The organism is Chromohalobacter sp. 11-W (genome assembly GCF_029889905.1).
Classification (GTDB): Bacteria; Pseudomonadota; Gammaproteobacteria; order Pseudomonadales; family Halomonadaceae; genus Chromohalobacter.
The window spans coordinates 194,361-212,705 of record NZ_JARANZ010000002.1 but is presented as its reverse complement, the minus strand read 5'-3'; the positions used below and the strand labels follow the sequence as shown (position 1 = coordinate 212,705).

The following is an 18,345-nucleotide window of genomic DNA, read 5'->3' as shown; positions in this document are numbered from 1 at the left end:
CTAGCTTGTTCGGAGCCGCCGACCGGGATCTTGAATTCACGGAGGCGGATTTCGACAAGATACGCACGCTCATTTATCAGCGCGCCGGCCTCGTGCTGGCGTCGCACAAGCGTGAAATGGCCTACAGCCGCTTGGCAAAGCGGCTGCGGCTGCATGGTATGCGCCGCTTCAGTGATTACCTGGCGCGTCTGGACCAACATCCTGAGTCGCCAGAGTGGGAGGCGTTTACCAACGCACTGACGACGAATTTGACGTCTTTTTTCCGCGAGGCACATCACTTCTCGTTGCTCGCGGAGCACGTCAAGCAAGCGACCTCTCCCGTACGGATCTGGTGTGCTGCGGCGTCGACGGGAGAAGAACCCTACTCGTTGGCGATTACCCTGAGTGAGGCGCTGGGTAGCCGGGCCTCACAGGCGCAGATTCTGGCCACCGACATTGATACCGACGCGCTAGCCAAGGCGCGCAAGGGGATCTATGCGCTGGACCAGCTTGAGAAGGTTTCCGAAGCGTGCCGTCGGCAGTTTTTCCTGCGGGGCAGTGGTGCACGCGCCGGGATGGCGAAGATTCGTCCCGAACTGGCCTCGATGATCGACTTTCAATCACTCAACCTGACCTCGGGTAGTTGGGCGGCGAAGGGGCCATTCGATGCCATCTTTTGTCGTAACGTGATGATTTATTTTGATAAAGAAACACAGGCACGCATTTTGGAGCGTTTCGCTCCGCTGTTGAAATCCAATGGTCTGCTATTTACCGGCCACTCGGAAAATTTCTCCTACCTGACGCAGCGCTTCAAGCTGCGGGGGCAGACCGTGTACGAATTGTCGCGCTGACCCTTCAGTGTTCATGCGACCGGCCGATAGACCATGCATATTGGTTCGCCGTGCCCGGCAGTGCGTCGGCGGTTTTCATGCGTAAGGAGTGGTGGCGTTGTCCTCGAACAAGATCAAGGTGCTATGTGTCGATGATTCGGCGCTGATTCGCGACCTGATGAGCAAGATCATCGACAGTCAGCCGGATATGGAGGTCGTTGCTACGGCACCTGACCCCTTGGTGGCCAGGGATCTGATCAAGCGCACCAACCCCGATGTATTGACACTGGATGTGGAAATGCCGCGCATGGACGGTCTCGATTTTCTCGAGCGTTTGATGCGTTTGCGCCCCATGCCGGTGCTGATGGTGTCTTCACTGACCCAGAAGGGCTCTGAAATAACCCTGCGCGCATTGGAACTGGGCGCGGTCGATTTCGTCGCCAAGCCCGAAATGGGCATCCGTGAAGGCATGCTCGAGTATACGCAGATGATTGCCGACATGATTCGCGCAGCGGCACGTTCGCGTCCGAAAGCCGTGGCCAAGCAGGCCCCGGCGAAGGATAAAGAACCGCTCAAGGCGCCTATTCTGTCGAGCGAAAAAGTCATCATCATCGGCGCCTCGACAGGCGGTACCGAAGCCATCCGACATGTGCTGGAGCCTCTGCCAGCCAATAGCCCGGCGATTCTTATAACCCAGCACATGCCGGGTGGGTTCACGAAATCCTTCGCCGAACGTCTCGACAAGTTATGTCGTATCTCGGTCAAAGAGGCAGTGGACGGTGAGCGTGTGCTACCCGGCCACGTCTATATCGCGCCGGGGGACTGGCACATGAAGCTGGCGCGCTCGGGCGCCAACTACGTCATTCGCTTGGACGATGCGCCGCCGGTCAACCGTCACCGTCCGTCGGTGGATGTGTTGTTTCATTCCGCCGCGCAAAGCGCGGGCCGCAATGCCATTGGTGTGATTCTCACTGGCATGGGCAAGGACGGTGCGGCGGGTCTGCTCGAAATGCATCAGGCAGGCGCCTATACGATTGCCCAGGATGAAGCGAGTTGCGTGGTCTTTGGCATGCCGCGCGAAGCGGTCATCCTCGGTGGCGCCGCCGATACCATTGCACTTTCCGATATCCCCGCTGCCTTGATGAGACGTGCCGAAGCCTCGGGTCGCGCACAGCGGGTATAGCCCTATCGGGCGAATTCGAAGAACAAAAACGACTCATCATCTCAATCTATGCCAGGGAACTCATCAGGAGACGACATGGGGAAAATACTTAACGACCTTTCGGTCAGGGCTAGTCTGACAATTGCGCTGACGATCATGGTCGTGATGATTGCGATCATCAGCGCATTGGGCTTCTATTCCAACCAAAAAAGCGCCGAGGCGATGGATACCATCGGCACCATCGGTTTCGAGCAGACGAATACCGTTAACCGGGCCACCTTGAACCTGGTGCGTGCGCGCAGCCTGCTGGCTAGCTATCGCAACGCCGTGGAAGACGGCGATAGCGATCGGGCGGCAAGTTTACAGGGACGAGTCGAGGATGCCCTGGATAGCGCCCAAACCCGTTTCACCGAGTTTTCACAAGTTTCCAAGACCGATACCGGGGAGCAATATGCCGCACGTATTGGCGAGGCCTATGCGGCATTCCGCGATGAAGTCGACCGTCAGATGAACGAAGGTGAGGACGCTGTGCGTGCCGAGGACGATCAGCGCATCAACCCGCTGATGGACGACCTCGACAATAGCGTGCGCGATTTCATCCAATACGCCGAAACACGTGTCGACGACGCCATCGTGGCTGATGCCGATAACAGCCAGCTGATGGAAATTTTGTCCATCGTACTGCTGGTGCTTGCCGTGATCGTGGCCGTGCTGGTTCGCATGGTGCTGGTCAAGTCCGTGGTCAAGCCACTGGATGAAGCGGTCGAACATTGCGAACACATTGCCAAGGGCGACCTCTCGCACCATATCGCCGAGCGCGGCAAGAACGAGATCGGGCGCCTGTTCGCCGCCATGCGCGACATGCAAAACGGTCTGGTTGGGACCGTCACGTCCGTGCGTGACGCCAGCGGGTCGATTCATGGCGGAGCTCGCGAGATCGCCTCCGGTAATGCCGACCTGTCGTCGCGCACCGAACAGCAAGCTGCCTCACTCGAAGAAACGGCTTCCAGCATGGAAGAGCTGACTTCTACCGTACGTCAGAACGCCGACAATGCGCGTCAGGCGAGTTCCCTGGCCAGCGATGCCTCGACCACGGCCGGACGCGGCGGCGATGTCATGCAGGAGGTCTCCACGACCATGCAAGGCATCACCGAAAGCTCCAAGCAGATCTCCGACATCATCGGCATGATCGATTCGATTGCCTTCCAGACCAACATCCTCGCACTGAACGCCTCGGTCGAGGCGGCGCGTGCCGGTGAACAGGGTCGTGGTTTCGCGGTGGTCGCCAGTGAAGTACGTAACTTGGCCAGCCGCAGTGCCGAGGCCGCCAAGGAAATCAAAGGCTTGATTCATACATCGACCACTCAGATCGAGCAGGGCTCCGAGCTGGTGGGCAACGCCGAAACCACCATGCGCGATGTCGTCCAGGCGGTGAAGCGCGTCAGCGATATCATGGATGAGATCTCCGCAGCCTCGCAGGAACAGAGCGATGGCATCGAGCAGGTCAGCCAGGCCGTGACGCAGATGGATCAGGTGACACAGCAGAACGCCTCTCTCGTCCAAGAAGCCTCGAGTGCTTCCGCATCGCTGGAAGAGCAGGCGCAGCGCTTGGAAGACGTCGTCACCACCTTCCGTTTGCCGGGCGGTGCATCGCACCAAGCGTTGCCGGGGGCACGTGCGACGGCGACCAGAGCGTCGGTATCCGCACCAAGATCGACATCAGGTGCCTCGACTCAGGCGTCGACGCGTCAAGTACCGTCGCAGCAAGCCTCGACGAGGCAGGAAGAAGACGAGTGGGAAGAATTCTAGGCCCTTTCTGAAAAGCGCCTAAGCCATGTCGCCGGGGGCGTGCCGGATGCGCCCCGTCAAGCACCAGCTCGCGCAGCGAATGATTAGCCAGATTGAATGAATCGGAGGATGTATGGCAGACAAGAATATGAGCATTCTGGTCGTGGATGATTTCCCGACCATGCGGCGCATCGTGCGTAGTTTGCTCAAGGAACTGGGCTTCAATAATGTCGATGAAGCGGAAGATGGGCAGGAAGCGCTCAATAAGCTGCGTGCCGGTGGCTTCGAGTTCGTGGTCTCTGACTGGAACATGCCCAATCTCGATGGCCTCGCGATGCTCAAGGAGATCCGCCAGGATGATGCTCTGTCGGAACTGCCGGTGTTGATGGTGACGGCGGAAGCCAAGAAGGAAAATATCATCGCCGCCGCACAGGCCGGGGCGAATGGATATGTCGTGAAGCCGTTCACCGCTGCGACGCTGGAAGAGAAGCTGGACAAGATTTTCGAGAAACTGGGCAAGTAAGTTCGCACGAGGAGGGCAGGCCATGAGCGGTGAAACGCAGCCGGAGAACAGTGCGGATGGCACCCCCGCTGACGATCTGATCCACAAGATCGGCAAGATGACACGCATGCTCCACGAGAGTATGCGTGAGCTGGGGCTGGACAAGGAGATCGAAAAGGCAGCTGAAGCGATTCCCGATGCACGGGATCGTCTCAGTTACGTCGCGGCCATGACTGAGCAAGCGGCGGAACGGTCACTGAACGCCATCGATCAGGCACAGCCGTTGCAGGAGCGTATGGAGTCGGGGGCCGAAAAACTCGATCAACGCTGGGAAGAATGGTTCGCCGCGCCTGTCGAACTGGACGACGCCAAGGAGTTGGTGAAGGATACGCGTGACTTCCTGCGTGATGTGCCGACTCAGACCAAGGCAACCAATGCGCAGTTGCTTGAAATCATGATGGCTCAGGATTTTCAGGATTTGACCGGTCAGGTCATCAAGAAAATGATGGATGTCATTCGTGAGATCGAGCAGCAATTGGTGCAGGTGCTGATCGATACCGCTCCTGAGAGCCATAACAAGGAAGAGCTGCAGCAACTTGCCGACGAGCGTTCGCGTAAACCTCAGAAGCGCGATGAGGAGCTGCTCAACGGGCCGCAGGTCAAGCCCGAAGGCACCGATGTCGTCAATAACCAAGATCAGGTTGACGACCTCCTCGATAGCCTAGGTTTCTGATCCCTCCCTGCGCTGCCGGCGCCCGCCGGCAGCGTTTCAGTCTAGCGTCCCCTGAATAGCATGGCTAAGTAGTCGCTATTCCAGTGATCGGCTGTCTCACGTTCCCGAGAAAATAGCCCGCATTCGATGAATGCGGTTGTTCGACGCTTGGGTCTTTGCCTAGGCGAAGGGCTTCTAGCGCCACGACGTCAGAGGGCCCATGGCCGAGGGTAGCGACAGCGACGAGGAAAAAACCGAAGACCCGACACCTCGACGACTCGACAAGGCGAAGGAAGACGGTGAGGTTGCGCGTTCGCGCGAGTTGACCACCTTCATGCTATTGGCGGCAGGCGTGATGTCGCTATGGTCGCTGGGAGGCCACCTCTACGAGAGCCTAGGCGGGGTCATGGAGCAGTCGTTCATATTTTCGCGCGCTGAAGCTTTCGACACCGCTGTGCTGATGTCGCATGTCTGGGCGTTGGGCAAAAACACGCTGATGTCCTTGTTACCGTTGTTCCTTATCGTGTCGGTCGTCGCGCTGGCAGCACCGGTAATGCTGGGTGGCTGGCTAATGACGGCAAAGTCGCTGCAGCCCCAAGTGTCCAAGCTCAATCCCCTGAAAGGATTGAAGCGTATGTTTTCGTCGCAAGCGGTAGCGGAATTGGGCAAGGCCATCGCTAAGTCGACGCTGGTGGGCGGTGTCGCCGTGATCTTTCTGTGGTGGCACCGTGGTGACCTTCTAGGCTTGATGAGCCTGCCGTTGAGCGAAGCGCTGGCGCGAGGCATGAATCTCGCCGCTCTGTGTCTGGCCTTCTGCGTAGCGACACTCATCGTCGTGGTGTTGATCGATGTGCCTTTCCAGCTGTGGAGCTTTACCAAGAAGCTGCGCATGACCAAGGACGAGATCAAGAAAGAGCACAAGGAAACCGAGGGTGATCCCCAGGTGAAGGCCCGCATGCGCGCCCAGCAGCAGTCCATGGCACGGCGGCGGATGATGGCCAAGGTGCCGGATGCAGATGTCATCGTCACCAACCCCACGCATTATGCCGTGGCGCTGATGTACGAGGGGAGTCAAATGGAGGCGCCGCGCGTCGTTGCCAAGGGCTCGGACATGGTCGCCACGCGCATTCGCGAGCTGGGCGAAGCGCATGGTGTGCCCTTGCTGGAAGCGCCGCCGTTGGCGCGTGCCCTGCATCAGCATGTGGACATCGATCACGAAGTCCCCGCGAATCTATATACCGCCGTGGCGGAGGTGCTGGCTTGGGCCTACCGCTTGAAACGTGTGCGCGAGGAAGGGGGTGACTGGCCGCAAACGCCATATGACCTGCCCGTGCCCGACGAGTTAGACCCGTCTCGGCAAAACGTTGCCGACGCCAAGGACACACCATGAATGCGTTGAGTCAGTTATGGGGCCGTCGTGAGTGGCTGAACGACACCCGCTTGAAGGTGCTGGCCGGCCCCGTGCTGATCATCATGATCCTGAGCATGATGATCCTGCCGTTGCCGGCGTTTGTGCTGGACCTGCTGTTTACCTTCAATATCACCCTGGCCGTCATGGTGCTGCTGGTGAGCATGTTCACGCAGAAGCCGCTCGATTTCGCGGCCTTCCCGGCGGTCTTGTTGTTTTCGACCCTACTGCGGTTGTCGTTGAACGTCGCTTCCACGCGCGTGGTCTTGATGGAGGGCCATGAAGGCGGCGATGCGGCTGGCAAAGTGATCGAGGCCTTCGGTGCCTTCTTGATCGGGGGTAACTTCGCCGTCGGTTTGGTCGTGTTCATGATCCTGGTGGTGATCAACTTCATGGTCATCACTAAAGGGGCGGGGCGTATCGCCGAGGTAGGCGCGCGCTTTACGTTGGATGCCATGCCCGGCAAGCAAATGGCGATCGACGCCGACCTCAATGCCGGCTTGATCGGTGAGGACGAAGCGCGGGCGCGGCGTCAGGAAACCTCTCAGGAAGCCGATTTCTACGGTTCCATGGACGGGGCCAGCAAGTTCGTGCGCGGCGATGCCATCGCCGGCATCATCATCATGATGATCAATTTGATCGGTGGTCTGGCGATTGGCATGGCGCAACATAGCCTGAGCTTTTCCGAAGCTGCCCATACCTATACCTTGCTGACCATCGGCGACGGGCTGGTGGCACAGATTCCGGCGCTGGTGATCTCGACTGCGGCGGGTGTCACCGTCTCGCGCGTCAACACCGATCAGGATGTCGGTCAGCAACTGATCAGCCAGCTCTTCAACAACCCGCAGGTCCTGATGCTGGCCGCAGGCGTCATGGGGCTGCTGGGTCTCGTGCCGGGGATGCCCAACCTGGTCTTCTTGCTGTTTACCGCGTTGCTCGGAGGGTTGGCGTGGTGGATGTGGCGTCGCAACCAGCAACAAGTCACCGAAGAGGCCTCTCCCCAGACACCGCCTCCTCAGCCCGAAGTGCCGGAGGCGAGCTGGGACGATGTGCAGCTCGTCGATACCTTGGGCCTCGAGGTCGGCCACCGTCTGATACCACTCGTCGACCATCGCCAGAAGGGTGAGTTGCTGGGGCGTATCAAGAGCGTTCGCAAGAAATTCGCCCAGGATGTCGGCTTTTTGCCACCGGTGGTGCACATCCGCGACAATCTCGAATTGGGGCCTTCGACCTATATCATTACACTCAAGGGCGTCGAAGTGGGCCGCGCCGATGCGCATCCGGGACAATGGCTGGCCATCGACCCGGGGCAGGTATCGGGCAAGGTAGAAGGTACGCCGACCCAGGATCCCGCCTTCGGTCTGCCCGCCGTATGGATCGACGCCGCGCAGCGGGAACGCGCCCAGGTCTACGGCTATACCGTAGTCGACGCGAGTACGGTGGTGGCTACGCATCTCAACCACCTGTTGCATCGCCACGCCAATGACATGCTGGGGCGCCAGGAAGTACAGCAATTGCTCGACAAGATCGCCGCCGAGAACAAGTCGCTGGTCGAAGACGTGGTGCCCAAGCTGCTGACCCTGACCGCGATGCAGCGCATTCTACAGAACCTGCTCGCTGAGGAAGTCTCGATTCGCGATATGCGTACCATCCTCGATACGCTGGCCGAGCATGCGCCACAGCAAGCCGATCCCCATGAGTTGACCGCCATGGTGCGTGTGGCGCTGGGACGCTCGATTACCCAGCAGTGGTTCCCAGGGGACCAGGAGATGCATGTCATCGGCTTGGAAGCCAATCTCGAACAAGTTCTCACTCAGGCGCTGAGCAATGGCGGTGGCCTGGAGCCTGGACTGGCCGACACCCTCATGGAGCAGTCGATGGCCGCCGTGGAGCGTCAGGAAGCGCGTGGCGAGCCGACGGTGCTGGTCGTCCAGCACGGTCTGCGTGCGTTGCTGGCCCGCTTCCTACGCCGCCGCATTACCCATCTAGTGGTGATGTCCAATGCCGAAATCCCCGATGACCGCACCTTGCGTGTCACCGCTACCGTCGGAGCACGTTCATGAGCGTGATGCGGTTTCTCGGTGCCAATAGTCGCGAGGCGATGCGACAGGTACGAGACGCGTTGGGGGATGACGCCCTGATCCTCTCCAACCGGCGCGTGGATGACGGTGTCGAGGTCGTGGCCGTGGCCGAAGAGGCCCAGTCGTCACTGGTTGAGCAGGCAGAGGACGTCGCCGCGCCCGCGCAGGCTAGTGCTCCTTCAGTCGAGACCTCGCCCGCGCCGGGGCAAGATCGCCTGTATGCTGAAATGCAGGCCATGCGCGAATTGTTGATGTCGCATATCGCCGAGACACCACGCCCGCGCAGTGCAAGTCCCGGCGTGCGCGGCGTCTTGCGCCAGCGCTTGATTACTGCCGGCTTCAGCGCCCGTCTGGTGCGCGAAATGCTCGAGACGTTGCCCGACGAACTCGCCGATGTCGATGCCGATGACCCGCGTTTACTGGCCTGGAGCCGACGTCAACTCGAGACCCGGCTCGCGGTGCTCGATGACGAGGCGACGATGCTCGAGGAGGGCGGTGTGTTCGCCCTGGTGGGGCCGACCGGTGTAGGCAAGACCACGACCACCGCCAAGTTTGCGGCACGTTACGTGATGCGCTTCGGCGGAGACGATGTCGCCCTGGTGACTACCGACGATTATCGTATCGGTGCGCATGAACAGTTGCGTATCTATGCCCGCTTGCTGGGTGTCGATGTGCATGCCGTGCACCATGAAGATGATCTCGAAGACTTGCTATCGCGCCTTGAAGGCAAGCGCATGGTGATCGTCGACACCGTGGGCATGAGTCAGCGCGATCAGCGGGTGACGGGGCAGATCGCGCGCCTCGGCGGTGCGGGGCGTCCGGTACGCCGTCTCTTGCTGCTGAACGCGGCCAGCCACGGCGATACGCTCGAAGAGGTTGTCGAGACCTATCAGCGAGCCTCGCAGGACGCCGGTGCGCCGCTTTACGGTTGCCTGTTGACCAAGGTCGACGAAGCGCCGCGTCTAGGGTCCGCGCTGGATGTCGTGATGCGCCATCGGCTACGCCTTTATTACGTCTTACATGGCCAGCGCGTGCCCGAAGACATTCGCCTGGCCGAAGCGCCAGCGTTATTGGATGAAGCGCTGGCCGTGGGGCAGGGCTCTCCGTTCACCTTCGATGAAGGCGTACTCACCGAGATGTTGCGGCCCACTGCCTCCGGGCAGGGCCTGCAAGCGCTATCGCGAGATCTCTTGGCACAGCGCGATCAATTGACGCGGGTGATGGAAACGTTGCAACGCGGCGTACCCGGCGTGGCGTGGCTTGATGCCGCGTGGCACCGTCGTGAGTCGCCACGTGCCATACAGCAAGCCTGGCTCGAAGAGCACCTGGCACCGCCGTCGATGATCAAGGCGTGGCATGACGCCGAGGCAACTGGCCTGTTCTGGCCGGGTGGGAAGCCGCGAGGAATGGATTGGGCGGCGCCGATGCTCCCACTGGACGCCAATGGCGATGTCTTGCCGCTGGCCTGGCCTCTCCATCGTTGGCCGCCGTCCGACACGCAGCGCCTGACCCTGGCGCGGCGCCATCTGGGCAGTCATTGGCATGTGTTCGCGCGGGTACCCGATGCCGACGTCAGGAAACAGTTGCGCGAGACGGATAGCCCCTGGCTAGCACGCACACGAGTGCAGCAGCGCGTCTGGCATGCCGGGGAACGTCTGGCGATCGGCGAGCTGGTCGATCTCGCCGAGCCCTGTGGCCAGCATACCTGTCGCCTGCGTGGCCGCGCACGACGCGTGACGCTGTCGCGCTTGCCCGTGGCCTTGGCCGAGACCGACGCGGACACCCTGCAACTGTGGATTGCGATGAGTCACGACCCCGAGAGCGGGCGTCGGCGGGGCGTCTATCACTGGTTGGGGCATGGGGGCGACGCGCTGGATATCGACATGCGCGCCTTCGTTTATCGCCAGCTCGAACAGGATGATCTATCGCGTTTGATGCGCACGGCGTGGCAACAGTTGGGCGCATCGGCACCTCTGGATTGCGAACTGCGCGTCTATCTTGCAGCGCAATTGGCGGCCTTGGCGCTACGGATGGACTTGAGCGAGGACGGCTGGGCGGTGGATGCGCGCCCGGTGGTGAGGCGTCTTGCCGGTGAGCGCAAGCGACGCAGTCCCGATACCCTGCTGCATGGGTTGTTGCACTTGCTGACGGCGCATGCGGCGCTGTCACAGGCCGCGTGAGGTGACGATGAACGATCAAGCGGCAGGATTGCGCGCCTATGCGAGCCAGCGACGCGACAAAGCGGCGCTGGTGACGATCGGCCATCCGTCGCCTCAGGCGGTGACGGCGATCTGCGAACGCCTTGCGTCACTCAGCGGTCTTGCCTGGGAGACCTTGCCGCTGGCCGTCGGTGATGTGACCGCCACCCAGCGTTCTTCGCCGCATTGGGGCATCTGGGTTGCCTCCGGTGCGGAAGGCTTACAGCGCGCCTATCGCGAACTCAAACAATGGTCGCAGCGCGAACGTCTGCCACGTTTACTGGTGATACGCGATCCGGCCAGCGCGGGCGATATGCCGCTTGGCAACTTGGTGGACACGGCGCGCCGCTTCCTGGCGGTCGAGCTTGTCGCCGACCCCGCCGAGTGGCTGGCGCAGACGCTACCGTCAAGCGAGCGTCGGTCGTGAAGTCCCTTGGCTGCGTCCTGGCTTTGTGGGCGGCGTTAGGCGCCACGCTGAGCATGGCGCCATTCGCGAAAGCCGTCGAGGCCGGCAGTTGGGCGGTGACGTTGCCGCGTGGGCCGCTACTGACGACGCCGGGGCGTGACGAGCGAACGGCGCCCCTGCGTCCGCCTGAGGCTCACACGGTCGGCGATGGCCATATCACGCGGGTGTCCTGGCGTTACGTCACGAAGAGACCGAGCGATGTGCGGGCGTGGCTGTGTCATCCGCGTCGTTGTGTCGAAATGGCGACGCGTCGCGGGGGCACGCGGGCTTTGCAAGGCCTTTCCGCGCAAGGGCCTTTTGTCCTGCGCTTTCGGCGTGCCGCCTCGCGGAACGCCCCGCGCGCGGGTGTACGCATCGAAGACTTGCAACTGATCGTGAATTACCGCTGAGAGAAGGCGGTATAGACGAATTCGGGAAAAGGCCTATCAAGCGGGGGTTATTCCGGCCTTGGGTATCGGGTCGGAAGCTCGATAATGTCAGCGGGCGTCGCGTCGAGCGTCGACCCGAACATCCGAGGCGATAGAGATGTATACGGCACAGGGCAAAATCGACCAACGCGCACTGCTGGAACAATACATGCCGCTCGTACGGCGTCATGCGCTGGCATTGCAAGTACGCTTACCGGCCAGTGTCGAACTCGATGATTTGATTCAAGCTGGCATGGTGGGATTACTCGACGCGCTGGAACGCTTCGATACCGCCCAAGGGGCGAGTTTTTCCACTTTCGCCAATCAGCGCGTGCGCGGCGCGATGATCGATGAACTGCGCAGTCGCGACTGGATGCCGCGCAGCGTGCGGCGCAGCGTACGGGCGTTGGATCAGGCGGTGCACAGGCTCGAGCAGTCGTTAGGGCGTGCCCCGGACGAGCGCGAAATCGCCAGCTCCCTGGATATGAGCGTCGACGAATATCATCAGCTGCTGCTGGATGCCAATAATGGTTATCTGCTGGGCTTCGACGAGGTCGTGTCCGAACTCGGCGAACCCCCGGCGGGGGAGACCGCACCGGCGACCCCGCACGACGCCTTGTTGAAAGGCGATGCGCGGGCGCATCTGGTCGAAGCCATCGAGCAATTGCCCGAACGTGAAAAGCTGCTACTAGGGCTGTATTACCAGGAAGAACTCAACCTCAAGGAAATCGGCGCCGTGCTCGGGGTCAGCGAATCGCGGGTATGCCAATTGCATAGCCAGGCCGTGGCACGTCTCAGAGGGCGGCTCGCAGCCTGAGGTTCATCCTTCCTCGTCCACGCTAGTCATGGGTAACGGCCGTAGCATGACCGTCCGTCCGGTTGCGACCATGTGACCTGGCTTCATAAAGCGCCGTGTCAGTTCGTCTCCGCCGCGTCGGCCACCTCCACCAAGGCATCGACCAAACGATCGCCAAGGGTATCCCAAGCCGAGCCCAGCGCCCTTACCAGCGCAGGATAGCCATCGTCCTCCAGCGGGCGCTCGATCTCAAAGGATTCGCGCGACAATGTGCGGTCGTTGTCGTCACGGATACGCCACTGGCCGTCGACCACGGCCATGCCGTCGTCGCGACCCTGGAAACGGTCGACGTCGAGCTGGACATGCAGCGCCGGTGTAGATGCCTCGGAGGATTGACCGCTACGTAGCACGTCGGCGTTGGGCAAGGCCTGGCTGAGATGCTGGCGCATGCGTTCCTGCAGTTGACGATCAAGTGGTTCGGCCCATAGATGGTGGCGTGCCTGATGGATACGAATGTCATCGAGTTGCATGACGATGCTATCATCCTTCAGGTAGCTCGCCATGCGTGGCGGCGCGAGCGAGACACTGCCCTTGAAGTCGCTGGCGACGTCGACGTTTTGCGTTTCACTGGGGAGCGTATAGCGCGACTCGTCGATGCTTTGTCCGGCACAGCCGACCAGCATCGACATGCACAGTCCCAGCCCGGCGGCGGCGAGAAACCGCACCGGGCATGTCGGGCGTCGAGTATGAGTGAAGGTCATCTCGGTCATTGGCGTGGGGCCCTCGGTTGCGGGTCTGGGGCGTCTTCGCTGTCGAAGATCAGTGCGTTGGGCTTCTCGCTAAGCGTGCGCGCCACGGGTTGCAGGTCGCGCATCAGTGACTCGAGACGCGAGAGCGTATCGTTGAGTTCACGGTAACCCTGTGAGTCGGGAGAGAAGCCCTCCAGCGTGTCGCGGGTCTGGCGCAGCGTCTTGTTGAGATTGCCGGGCAGCTCGCGCGTGGCTGGATCGTCGAGCAGTGCATCCACCGAATCGGCGATCTCGTTGACTTGCCGCATCGTGTTCTGCGTGGTCGCCAGCGTCTCATTCAGTGAGTCGAGGACGGGCTCAATCTGCACGTCGTTGAGTTTATCCAGCAGGTTCGAGACCTTATCCTCGATCTGCGCCAGGCTACCGGTGGTCGTCGGGAAGACCTTCTTGCCCTCGAAGGTGAGCGGCTCGTATGGCTCGGGATCGTCATGGAAGTTCAAGTCCACGAACAGTGCTCCGGTCAGCAGGTTGCCGCGTTTGAGCGTTGCCCGTAGGCCGTGCTCGAACATGCCCTGGAGGCGCGCGCGCCATTCATCGGCATCGAAATCTTGCAGGGCGTTGTCGAAGCGCTGCGGCTCGATGCGAATCAGTACGGGAATCGCAAAGCGATCCAGGGCGTTGGGCTGCGGGGCCGCGAAACGCCACGGCACGGTTTCCACGGTACCGACGCGCACGCCGCGATATTCCACCGGGTCGCCGTGGCTAAGCCCACGCACGGTGTCGTCGACCAGTAGCACATAGTCGAGATGACGATCGAAGGTCCCTTCACGGGCGCTTTCTTCGTCGCTAAACAACTGATAGGTCGCCTCCGATTCGGCGGGCTGACCCATCTCCACGTCCTCGGGGACCCCGAAGGTCACGCCGCCGCCGATTAGAGATTCCATCGACTCGATATTGACGCGAAAGCCCTGCGAGTTCAGACGCAGGTCGACTCCCGACGAGACCCAGAAGCGTGTGGTGTCGGTGACCAGCACATCATAAGGCGACTGAATGTAAAGACGGTGGCGCATTTCCTTCTTGTCGGGATCGAACTCGGTGTTTTCCACGCGCCCCACCGTGAAGCCTTGATAGGTGATCGGGTCGCCGGCGCTCAACGAGCTGCCTACCTGGCTGACCAGGTTGATGCGGATTCCCGGGGCGTCGGGAGGCGCGACCGGGGGCTGTTCGAGCACATCGAAGTCGCGTTGGGGCTCCCCGCCGTGACCGGGCAGCAATTGAATGTAAGCCCCTGATAGGACGGTCCCCAGGCCGCTGATGCCTTCGCGATCGATGCGTGGCTTGACCACCCAGAAACGCGCATCGTCATTGAGCATGCGTTCGGTGTCGGGTTGCATGCGCGCGGTGATGACGGTGTGTGACATGTCATCGGAGAGCGTCACATCCTCGACCCGGCCGACCTCGACATTGCGTGTCTTGATCAACGTCTTGCCGGCTTCGATGCCTTCGGCGTTTTCCATCTGCAGCGTGATCGTGGGGCCAAGGCCGGAAAGATTGTCGTAAAGCATCCATAAGCCGATGAGGACCGCCACCAACGGTACGATCCAGATCGGCGATAGGCGGCGGCGATATTGGCGTGTCGCACGCTGTGGAGCTTCAGGCATCGTCGGATTCCTTGCGTGATGAAACGGTAGCGATACGTCGCGGCAGACGATCCCGCCATGCGCGTCGAGGGCGCTGGGGGAGGTCGTCCCAGATCATGCGCGGGTCGAAACTGTGGGCCGCCAACATGGTGATGATCACAACGCTGGCGAAGGAGAGCGCGGCAGGTCCGGGTTCGACCGAGATCAACTCGCCCGCACGGATTAGTGCAACCAGGATGGCGACCACGAACACATCGACCATCGACCAGCGACCGATGAACTCGGTGATGCGATAGAGACGCACACGGGTGACATTACTGAACGGCTCGCCGCGATGACGTACTGCGTAGCACAACCAGCCGAGCGCGAGAATCTTGCCGATGGGCACCACCACACTGGCGGTAAAGATGATCACTGCGATGGGAATGTCACCGTGCTGTAGAAACAGCATGACCCCGCCGATGATGGTCGAGGGCGAGGTGTTACCCAACGACGTCGTGCTCATGATCGGGTAAAGGTTCGCCGGGATGTACATCACCACCGCAGCGAGCAGCAAGGCCAGCGTGCGCTGGCGACTGCCGGGTGTTCGCGCGTGCAGCGTTTCCCCGCAGCGTCGACAACGCCCACGGCCCTGCGCATCGAGACGATTGACCAGCCCACAGGTCGCGCATCCGCTCAAGCCTTGCGGTGTCGCGGGCTCACCCGAGCGGGCGCCTTCCGGGGCCAAGGGCTCGCTGGCTAGCGCGAACCACATCCAGTCGGTGTCGATGGACTGGGTGGTGAGTAGCAATAACACGGCGTAGGCGCAAAACGTCCAGAATGAGAGCCCCAGGCTGACATCGGCCATTCCTGCGACCTTGATGAGACTGACCAGCGCGGCGATGACGAAGACATCGGCCATCATCCACGGCGTCAAGTGCTTCAGGGCGCGGGCGATGCCACGTGAATAGGGCAGAATGCGGTGCCCGAGAAGCCCCAATGAGAGCCAGATGACGCTACATAGATAGACCGTGGGTAGGATGATCACTGTCAGCAGCACGCAAATCGCCACCAGTGGTTCGTGGAAGCCGACCAGTGTCGAGGCGGTCTCGGTCAGCTCGATGCGATTAGTGACACCACGGGCCTCGAAACTGATGAAGGGAAAAGCCACCGAGAGCGTTAGCATGATCAAGGCGGCCACGGCCAGCGCGATGCTACGCTCGGCAGGCTTGTCGTGACGCGTGGCCAGCGTATGTTCGCAACGCGGGCAGTCGGCCTTTTCTCTCGGCCGCAACGGCGGCAGCGCGACTAGCAAATCGCATTCGTGACAGGCGCGCAGACGTCGCCGTGAGTGGCGCGTCGTCGCCATCGACGTTGCCGCGTCGCATGGCGAGTGATGAGGCGCTTGTGACGAAACGTTATCTGCCAAACTCAGTCTCGCTCATGGGTTTATGGTGCCGAATGATGCATGCACTATAGCAATTCGGCGCGGGGATATTCCGACAGACTTTTGCCTGAGAAAATCAGAAGCGCGAACAGCGTACATTCACGTGCGTATGTTTGTCAGTAGCATGAGCGTTCGATTGCGCTAGAATAGCGGGGCAACGCGATAGCATGCATGACACGACAACGTTCAGGGAAACGACATTCAAGGACAATGATATTCAAGGAGACGTACCGTGCTGATGGCCATCATTGCCGTAGCGTTGGGGTTGGCGGTCCTGGTATGGAGCGCCGACCGATTTGTCGATGGCGCAGCGGCGACCTCGCGCCACCTGGGGCTACCGCCGCTGCTGATCGGCATGGTGATTATTGGCTTCGGCACCTCGGCACCGGAACTGATGGTCTCCGGACTTTCCGCCTGGCAAGGCAATCCCGGCCTCGCGCTCGGTAATGCCTATGGCTCCAACATTGCCAATATCGGCCTGATCGTGGGCCTTGTGGCATTGTTCAGCCCATTGACCATGCACTCTCAAGTGTTGCGCCAAGAGCTCCCACTGTTGGTAATGGTGACCCTGGCCTCGTTGTGGTGCCTGCAAGATGGCAGCGTCTCGCGCTGGGATGCCGTGTTACTGCTCGCGATGTTGGTGGCGTTTCTGACCTATAGCGTCATGCGGGGGCGTCAGAAGGGCAGCGACACGTTGGCCGACAATACCACCGCCAACCTCGATACGCAGTCGATGTCGCTAAAGCGGGCGATTACCTGGACCCTGGTGGGCTTGGTTCTGCTGATCGTCAGCTCGCGTTTACTCGTGTGGGGCGCGGTGGATATTGCCTCGGCGTTTGGGGTCAGCGATCTGGTCATCGGCTTGACGGTGGTTGCCATCGGGACCTCGTTGCCGGAGCTTGCCTCCTCGATCAGCGCGGTGCGCAAGAACGAGCATGATCTTGTCATAGGGAATGTGGTGGGTTCCAACCTCTTCAACACTCTCGCCGTGGTTGGGCTGGCGGGTATCATCGATCCGATCGACGTCGATAGTGCGGTACTCGTACGGGACTGGCCGGTCATGGCGGGCTTGACCCTGGCGTTGACCGTTTTCGGCATCGGCTGGAAGGGCCAAGGGCGCATCAACCGCTTGGAGGCGGCGTTGCTGTTGGCGACGTTTATCGCCTATACGACATGGTTGGTAGTGTCCGTCATCGGTGGACATTGACGGGAGAGCGGTTCAGGCATGCGTATGCCAGGGTGAGAGCTCGCCAAGAGCATCGTAGAGCGGGCGTAGATCTTCGATGGAGGCGGGTGCGTGGGGCTGATGTTCGATGCGTATGCATAGGCGGTCCGCGAAGGATGTCTCGAGCTGCTCGATCCAGGGGCGTTGTTCCTCGCGCCAATTGGCGAGCCACTGGCTATCGACCGTAGTGGGCAAGCATTTGTTGATGACGACGGCGCTGACATGCAGGCCGTTGGCTTCCAGCAGGTCACGGGTGCGCGCGGTTTCCAGCGCCGGTAGGCGTTCCGGGTTGGCGACCAAAATCATCGCCGAGTGCGCAGGGCACGTCAGGTGCTCGCGAGCGGCGGCGAGGCGTCCGCGTCGACGCATCAGCGCTTCCTGAATGGGGTCATCGACCACTTCGCCGTCTCCCAGCCAGGCCTTGTAGTCGCTGCGCACCTTGTGGCGACGTTGCATCAAGCCGTCTACCCAGGCGCCCATGATTTCCGGCAGCGCGAGCAAACGCACGGTATGGCCACCCGGCGCGGTATCGAAGATCAAGCGGTCGTAGTGCTGTCCGGTATCGAGCAAAAGGCCGACCAGCGCATCGAACAAGGCGGCTTCCTCGGTGCCTGGGGCATGGCGAGCCAAGTCGAGCTGACGAAATACCGCCGCACTGCGTTCGCCGCTCACCATGGGCTTGATGTTGGCCTTGACCTGGTCCAGATAGCGTTTCGTCTCATGGTCGGGGTCGAGTTCGACGACATCCAGGCCAGGGCGAATGCGCGTCGGCGTCGGGCCGGGTTGGCGACCGAATAGGTCGGCTAGATTGTGGGCGGGATCGGTGGACACCAGGAGGGTGTTCCATCCGGCATCCGCGCAGCTCAGCGCGTAAGCGGTCGCACAGCTAGTCTTGCCGACGCCGCCCTTGCCGCCGAAAAACAGGCTTTTGGCCATATCGGCTGTCTCTCCTCGGTTGTGCTACGTCGTCGGATTC

At 61.1% G+C, this 18,345-nt stretch carries 16 protein-coding genes; 12 read left to right on the top strand and 4 right to left on the bottom strand.

What is annotated here, in order from left to right:
- Window positions 1-5: 5 nt before the first annotated feature.
- From OP494_RS03770 to OP494_RS03720, 11 genes are all read left to right on the top strand, one after another.
- Window positions 6-830, top strand: coding sequence for a CheR family methyltransferase (locus tag OP494_RS03770; protein WP_280539610.1), 825 nt, complete (start codon window positions 6-8; stop codon window positions 828-830).
- A gap of 97 nt (window positions 831-927) precedes the next feature.
- Entirely contained in the window at window positions 928-1,992 is a 1,065-nt protein-coding gene (locus OP494_RS03765; protein ID WP_261535988.1) for a chemotaxis response regulator protein-glutamate methylesterase, read from the top strand.
- A 75-nt stretch (window positions 1,993-2,067) separates the two neighbouring features.
- Window positions 2,068-3,780: a methyl-accepting chemotaxis protein gene (locus OP494_RS03760; RefSeq protein ID WP_280539376.1), complete on the top strand. Its 1,713-nt coding sequence runs from the start codon at window positions 2,068-2,070 to the stop codon at window positions 3,778-3,780.
- A 112-nt stretch (window positions 3,781-3,892) separates the two neighbouring features.
- Window positions 3,893-4,282, top strand: a complete 390-nt coding sequence (cheY, locus tag OP494_RS03755; protein WP_040241446.1) for a chemotaxis response regulator CheY — start codon at window positions 3,893-3,895, stop codon at window positions 4,280-4,282.
- Window positions 4,283-4,304: 22 nt separating this feature from the next.
- Entirely contained in the window at window positions 4,305-4,994 is a 690-nt protein-coding gene (gene cheZ / locus OP494_RS03750; protein ID WP_246894504.1) for a protein phosphatase CheZ, read from the top strand.
- A gap of 199 nt (window positions 4,995-5,193) precedes the next feature.
- Entirely contained in the window at window positions 5,194-6,363 is a 1,170-nt protein-coding gene (flhB, locus tag OP494_RS03745) for a flagellar biosynthesis protein FlhB (protein ID WP_280539375.1), read from the top strand.
- Entirely contained in the window at window positions 6,360-8,444 is a 2,085-nt protein-coding gene (gene flhA / locus OP494_RS03740; RefSeq protein WP_280539374.1) for a flagellar biosynthesis protein FlhA, read from the top strand. Before flhB ends, flhA begins: the two co-directional genes overlap by 4 nt.
- On the top strand, window positions 8,441-10,642 hold the full coding sequence (gene flhF / locus OP494_RS03735; protein ID WP_280539373.1) for a flagellar biosynthesis protein FlhF: 2,202 nt from the start codon (window positions 8,441-8,443) through the stop codon (window positions 10,640-10,642). Before flhA ends, flhF begins: the two co-directional genes overlap by 4 nt.
- A gap of 7 nt (window positions 10,643-10,649) precedes the next feature.
- On the top strand, window positions 10,650-11,087 hold the full coding sequence (locus OP494_RS03730; RefSeq protein ID WP_178997465.1) for a hypothetical protein: 438 nt from the start codon (window positions 10,650-10,652) through the stop codon (window positions 11,085-11,087).
- Between the two features lie 53 nt (window positions 11,088-11,140).
- Window positions 11,141-11,515 carry a flagellar protein FlhE gene (locus OP494_RS03725; RefSeq protein ID WP_280539372.1) on the top strand — a complete coding sequence of 125 codons (375 nt, stop codon included), beginning with the start codon at window positions 11,141-11,143 and terminating at the stop codon, window positions 11,513-11,515.
- Window positions 11,516-11,651: 136 nt separating this feature from the next.
- Complete coding sequence (locus OP494_RS03720) at window positions 11,652-12,350, top strand: RNA polymerase sigma factor FliA (protein WP_280539371.1); 699 nt, start codon at window positions 11,652-11,654, stop codon at window positions 12,348-12,350.
- 98 nt (window positions 12,351-12,448) lie between these two features.
- Here the strand turns inward: OP494_RS03720 and OP494_RS03715 are convergent, their stop codons facing one another.
- Genes OP494_RS03715 through OP494_RS03705 form a run of 3 tightly spaced genes read right to left on the bottom strand, consistent with a single transcriptional unit; the run spans window position 12,449 to window position 16,066 of the window.
- Window positions 12,449-13,099, bottom strand: coding sequence for an ABC-type transport auxiliary lipoprotein family protein (locus tag OP494_RS03715; RefSeq protein ID WP_280539370.1), 651 nt, complete (start codon window positions 13,097-13,099; stop codon window positions 12,449-12,451).
- Complete coding sequence (pqiB, locus tag OP494_RS03710; RefSeq protein WP_246922163.1) at window positions 13,096-14,739, bottom strand: intermembrane transport protein PqiB; 1,644 nt, start codon at window positions 14,737-14,739, stop codon at window positions 13,096-13,098. Before pqiB ends, OP494_RS03715 begins: the two co-directional genes overlap by 4 nt.
- A complete protein-coding gene (locus OP494_RS03705; protein WP_280539369.1) occupies window positions 14,732-16,066 on the bottom strand; it encodes a paraquat-inducible protein A in 1,335 nt (444 codons plus the stop codon). Before OP494_RS03705 ends, pqiB begins: the two co-directional genes overlap by 8 nt.
- Before the next feature lie 310 nt (window positions 16,067-16,376).
- Here OP494_RS03705 and OP494_RS03700 point away from each other — a divergent pair, with 310 nt between their 5' ends.
- Window positions 16,377-17,351 carry a calcium/sodium antiporter gene (locus tag OP494_RS03700; protein ID WP_247621305.1) on the top strand — a complete coding sequence of 325 codons (975 nt, stop codon included), beginning with the start codon at window positions 16,377-16,379 and terminating at the stop codon, window positions 17,349-17,351.
- Window positions 17,352-17,363: 12 nt separating this feature from the next.
- On the opposite strand, the gene OP494_RS03695 is transcribed toward OP494_RS03700, so the two are convergent.
- Entirely contained in the window at window positions 17,364-18,305 is a 942-nt protein-coding gene (locus OP494_RS03695; protein ID WP_247640280.1) for an ArsA family ATPase, read from the bottom strand.
- Between the last annotated feature and the right edge of the window lie 40 nt (window positions 18,306-18,345).

Bases quoted from the DNA above. Each gene is read 5' to 3' on its own strand.
- OP494_RS03730 (WP_178997465.1), top strand. From the start codon at position 10,650: ATGAACGATCAAGCGGCAGGATTGCGCGCCTATGCGAGCCAGCGACGC.
- flhB (WP_280539375.1), top strand. From the start codon at position 5,194: ATGGCCGAGGGTAGCGACAGCGACGAGGAAAAAACCGAAGACCCGACA.
- pqiB (WP_246922163.1), bottom strand. From the start codon at position 14,739: ATGCCTGAAGCTCCACAGCGTGCGACACGCCAATATCGCCGCCGCCTA.
- OP494_RS03695 (WP_247640280.1), bottom strand. From the start codon at position 18,305: ATGGCCAAAAGCCTGTTTTTCGGCGGCAAGGGCGGCGTCGGCAAGACT.
- flhF (WP_280539373.1), top strand. From the start codon at position 8,441: ATGAGCGTGATGCGGTTTCTCGGTGCCAATAGTCGCGAGGCGATGCGA.
- OP494_RS03725 (WP_280539372.1), top strand. From the start codon at position 11,141: ATGGCGCCATTCGCGAAAGCCGTCGAGGCCGGCAGTTGGGCGGTGACG.
- OP494_RS03760 (WP_280539376.1), top strand. From the start codon at position 2,068: ATGGGGAAAATACTTAACGACCTTTCGGTCAGGGCTAGTCTGACAATT.
- OP494_RS03720 (WP_280539371.1), top strand. From the start codon at position 11,652: ATGTATACGGCACAGGGCAAAATCGACCAACGCGCACTGCTGGAACAA.
- cheZ (WP_246894504.1), top strand. From the start codon at position 4,305: ATGAGCGGTGAAACGCAGCCGGAGAACAGTGCGGATGGCACCCCCGCT.
- cheY (WP_040241446.1), top strand. From the start codon at position 3,893: ATGGCAGACAAGAATATGAGCATTCTGGTCGTGGATGATTTCCCGACC.
- flhA (WP_280539374.1), top strand. From the start codon at position 6,360: ATGAATGCGTTGAGTCAGTTATGGGGCCGTCGTGAGTGGCTGAACGAC.
- OP494_RS03715 (WP_280539370.1), bottom strand. From the start codon at position 13,099: ATGACCGAGATGACCTTCACTCATACTCGACGCCCGACATGCCCGGTG.
- OP494_RS03705 (WP_280539369.1), bottom strand. From the start codon at position 16,066: ATGGCGACGACGCGCCACTCACGGCGACGTCTGCGCGCCTGTCACGAA.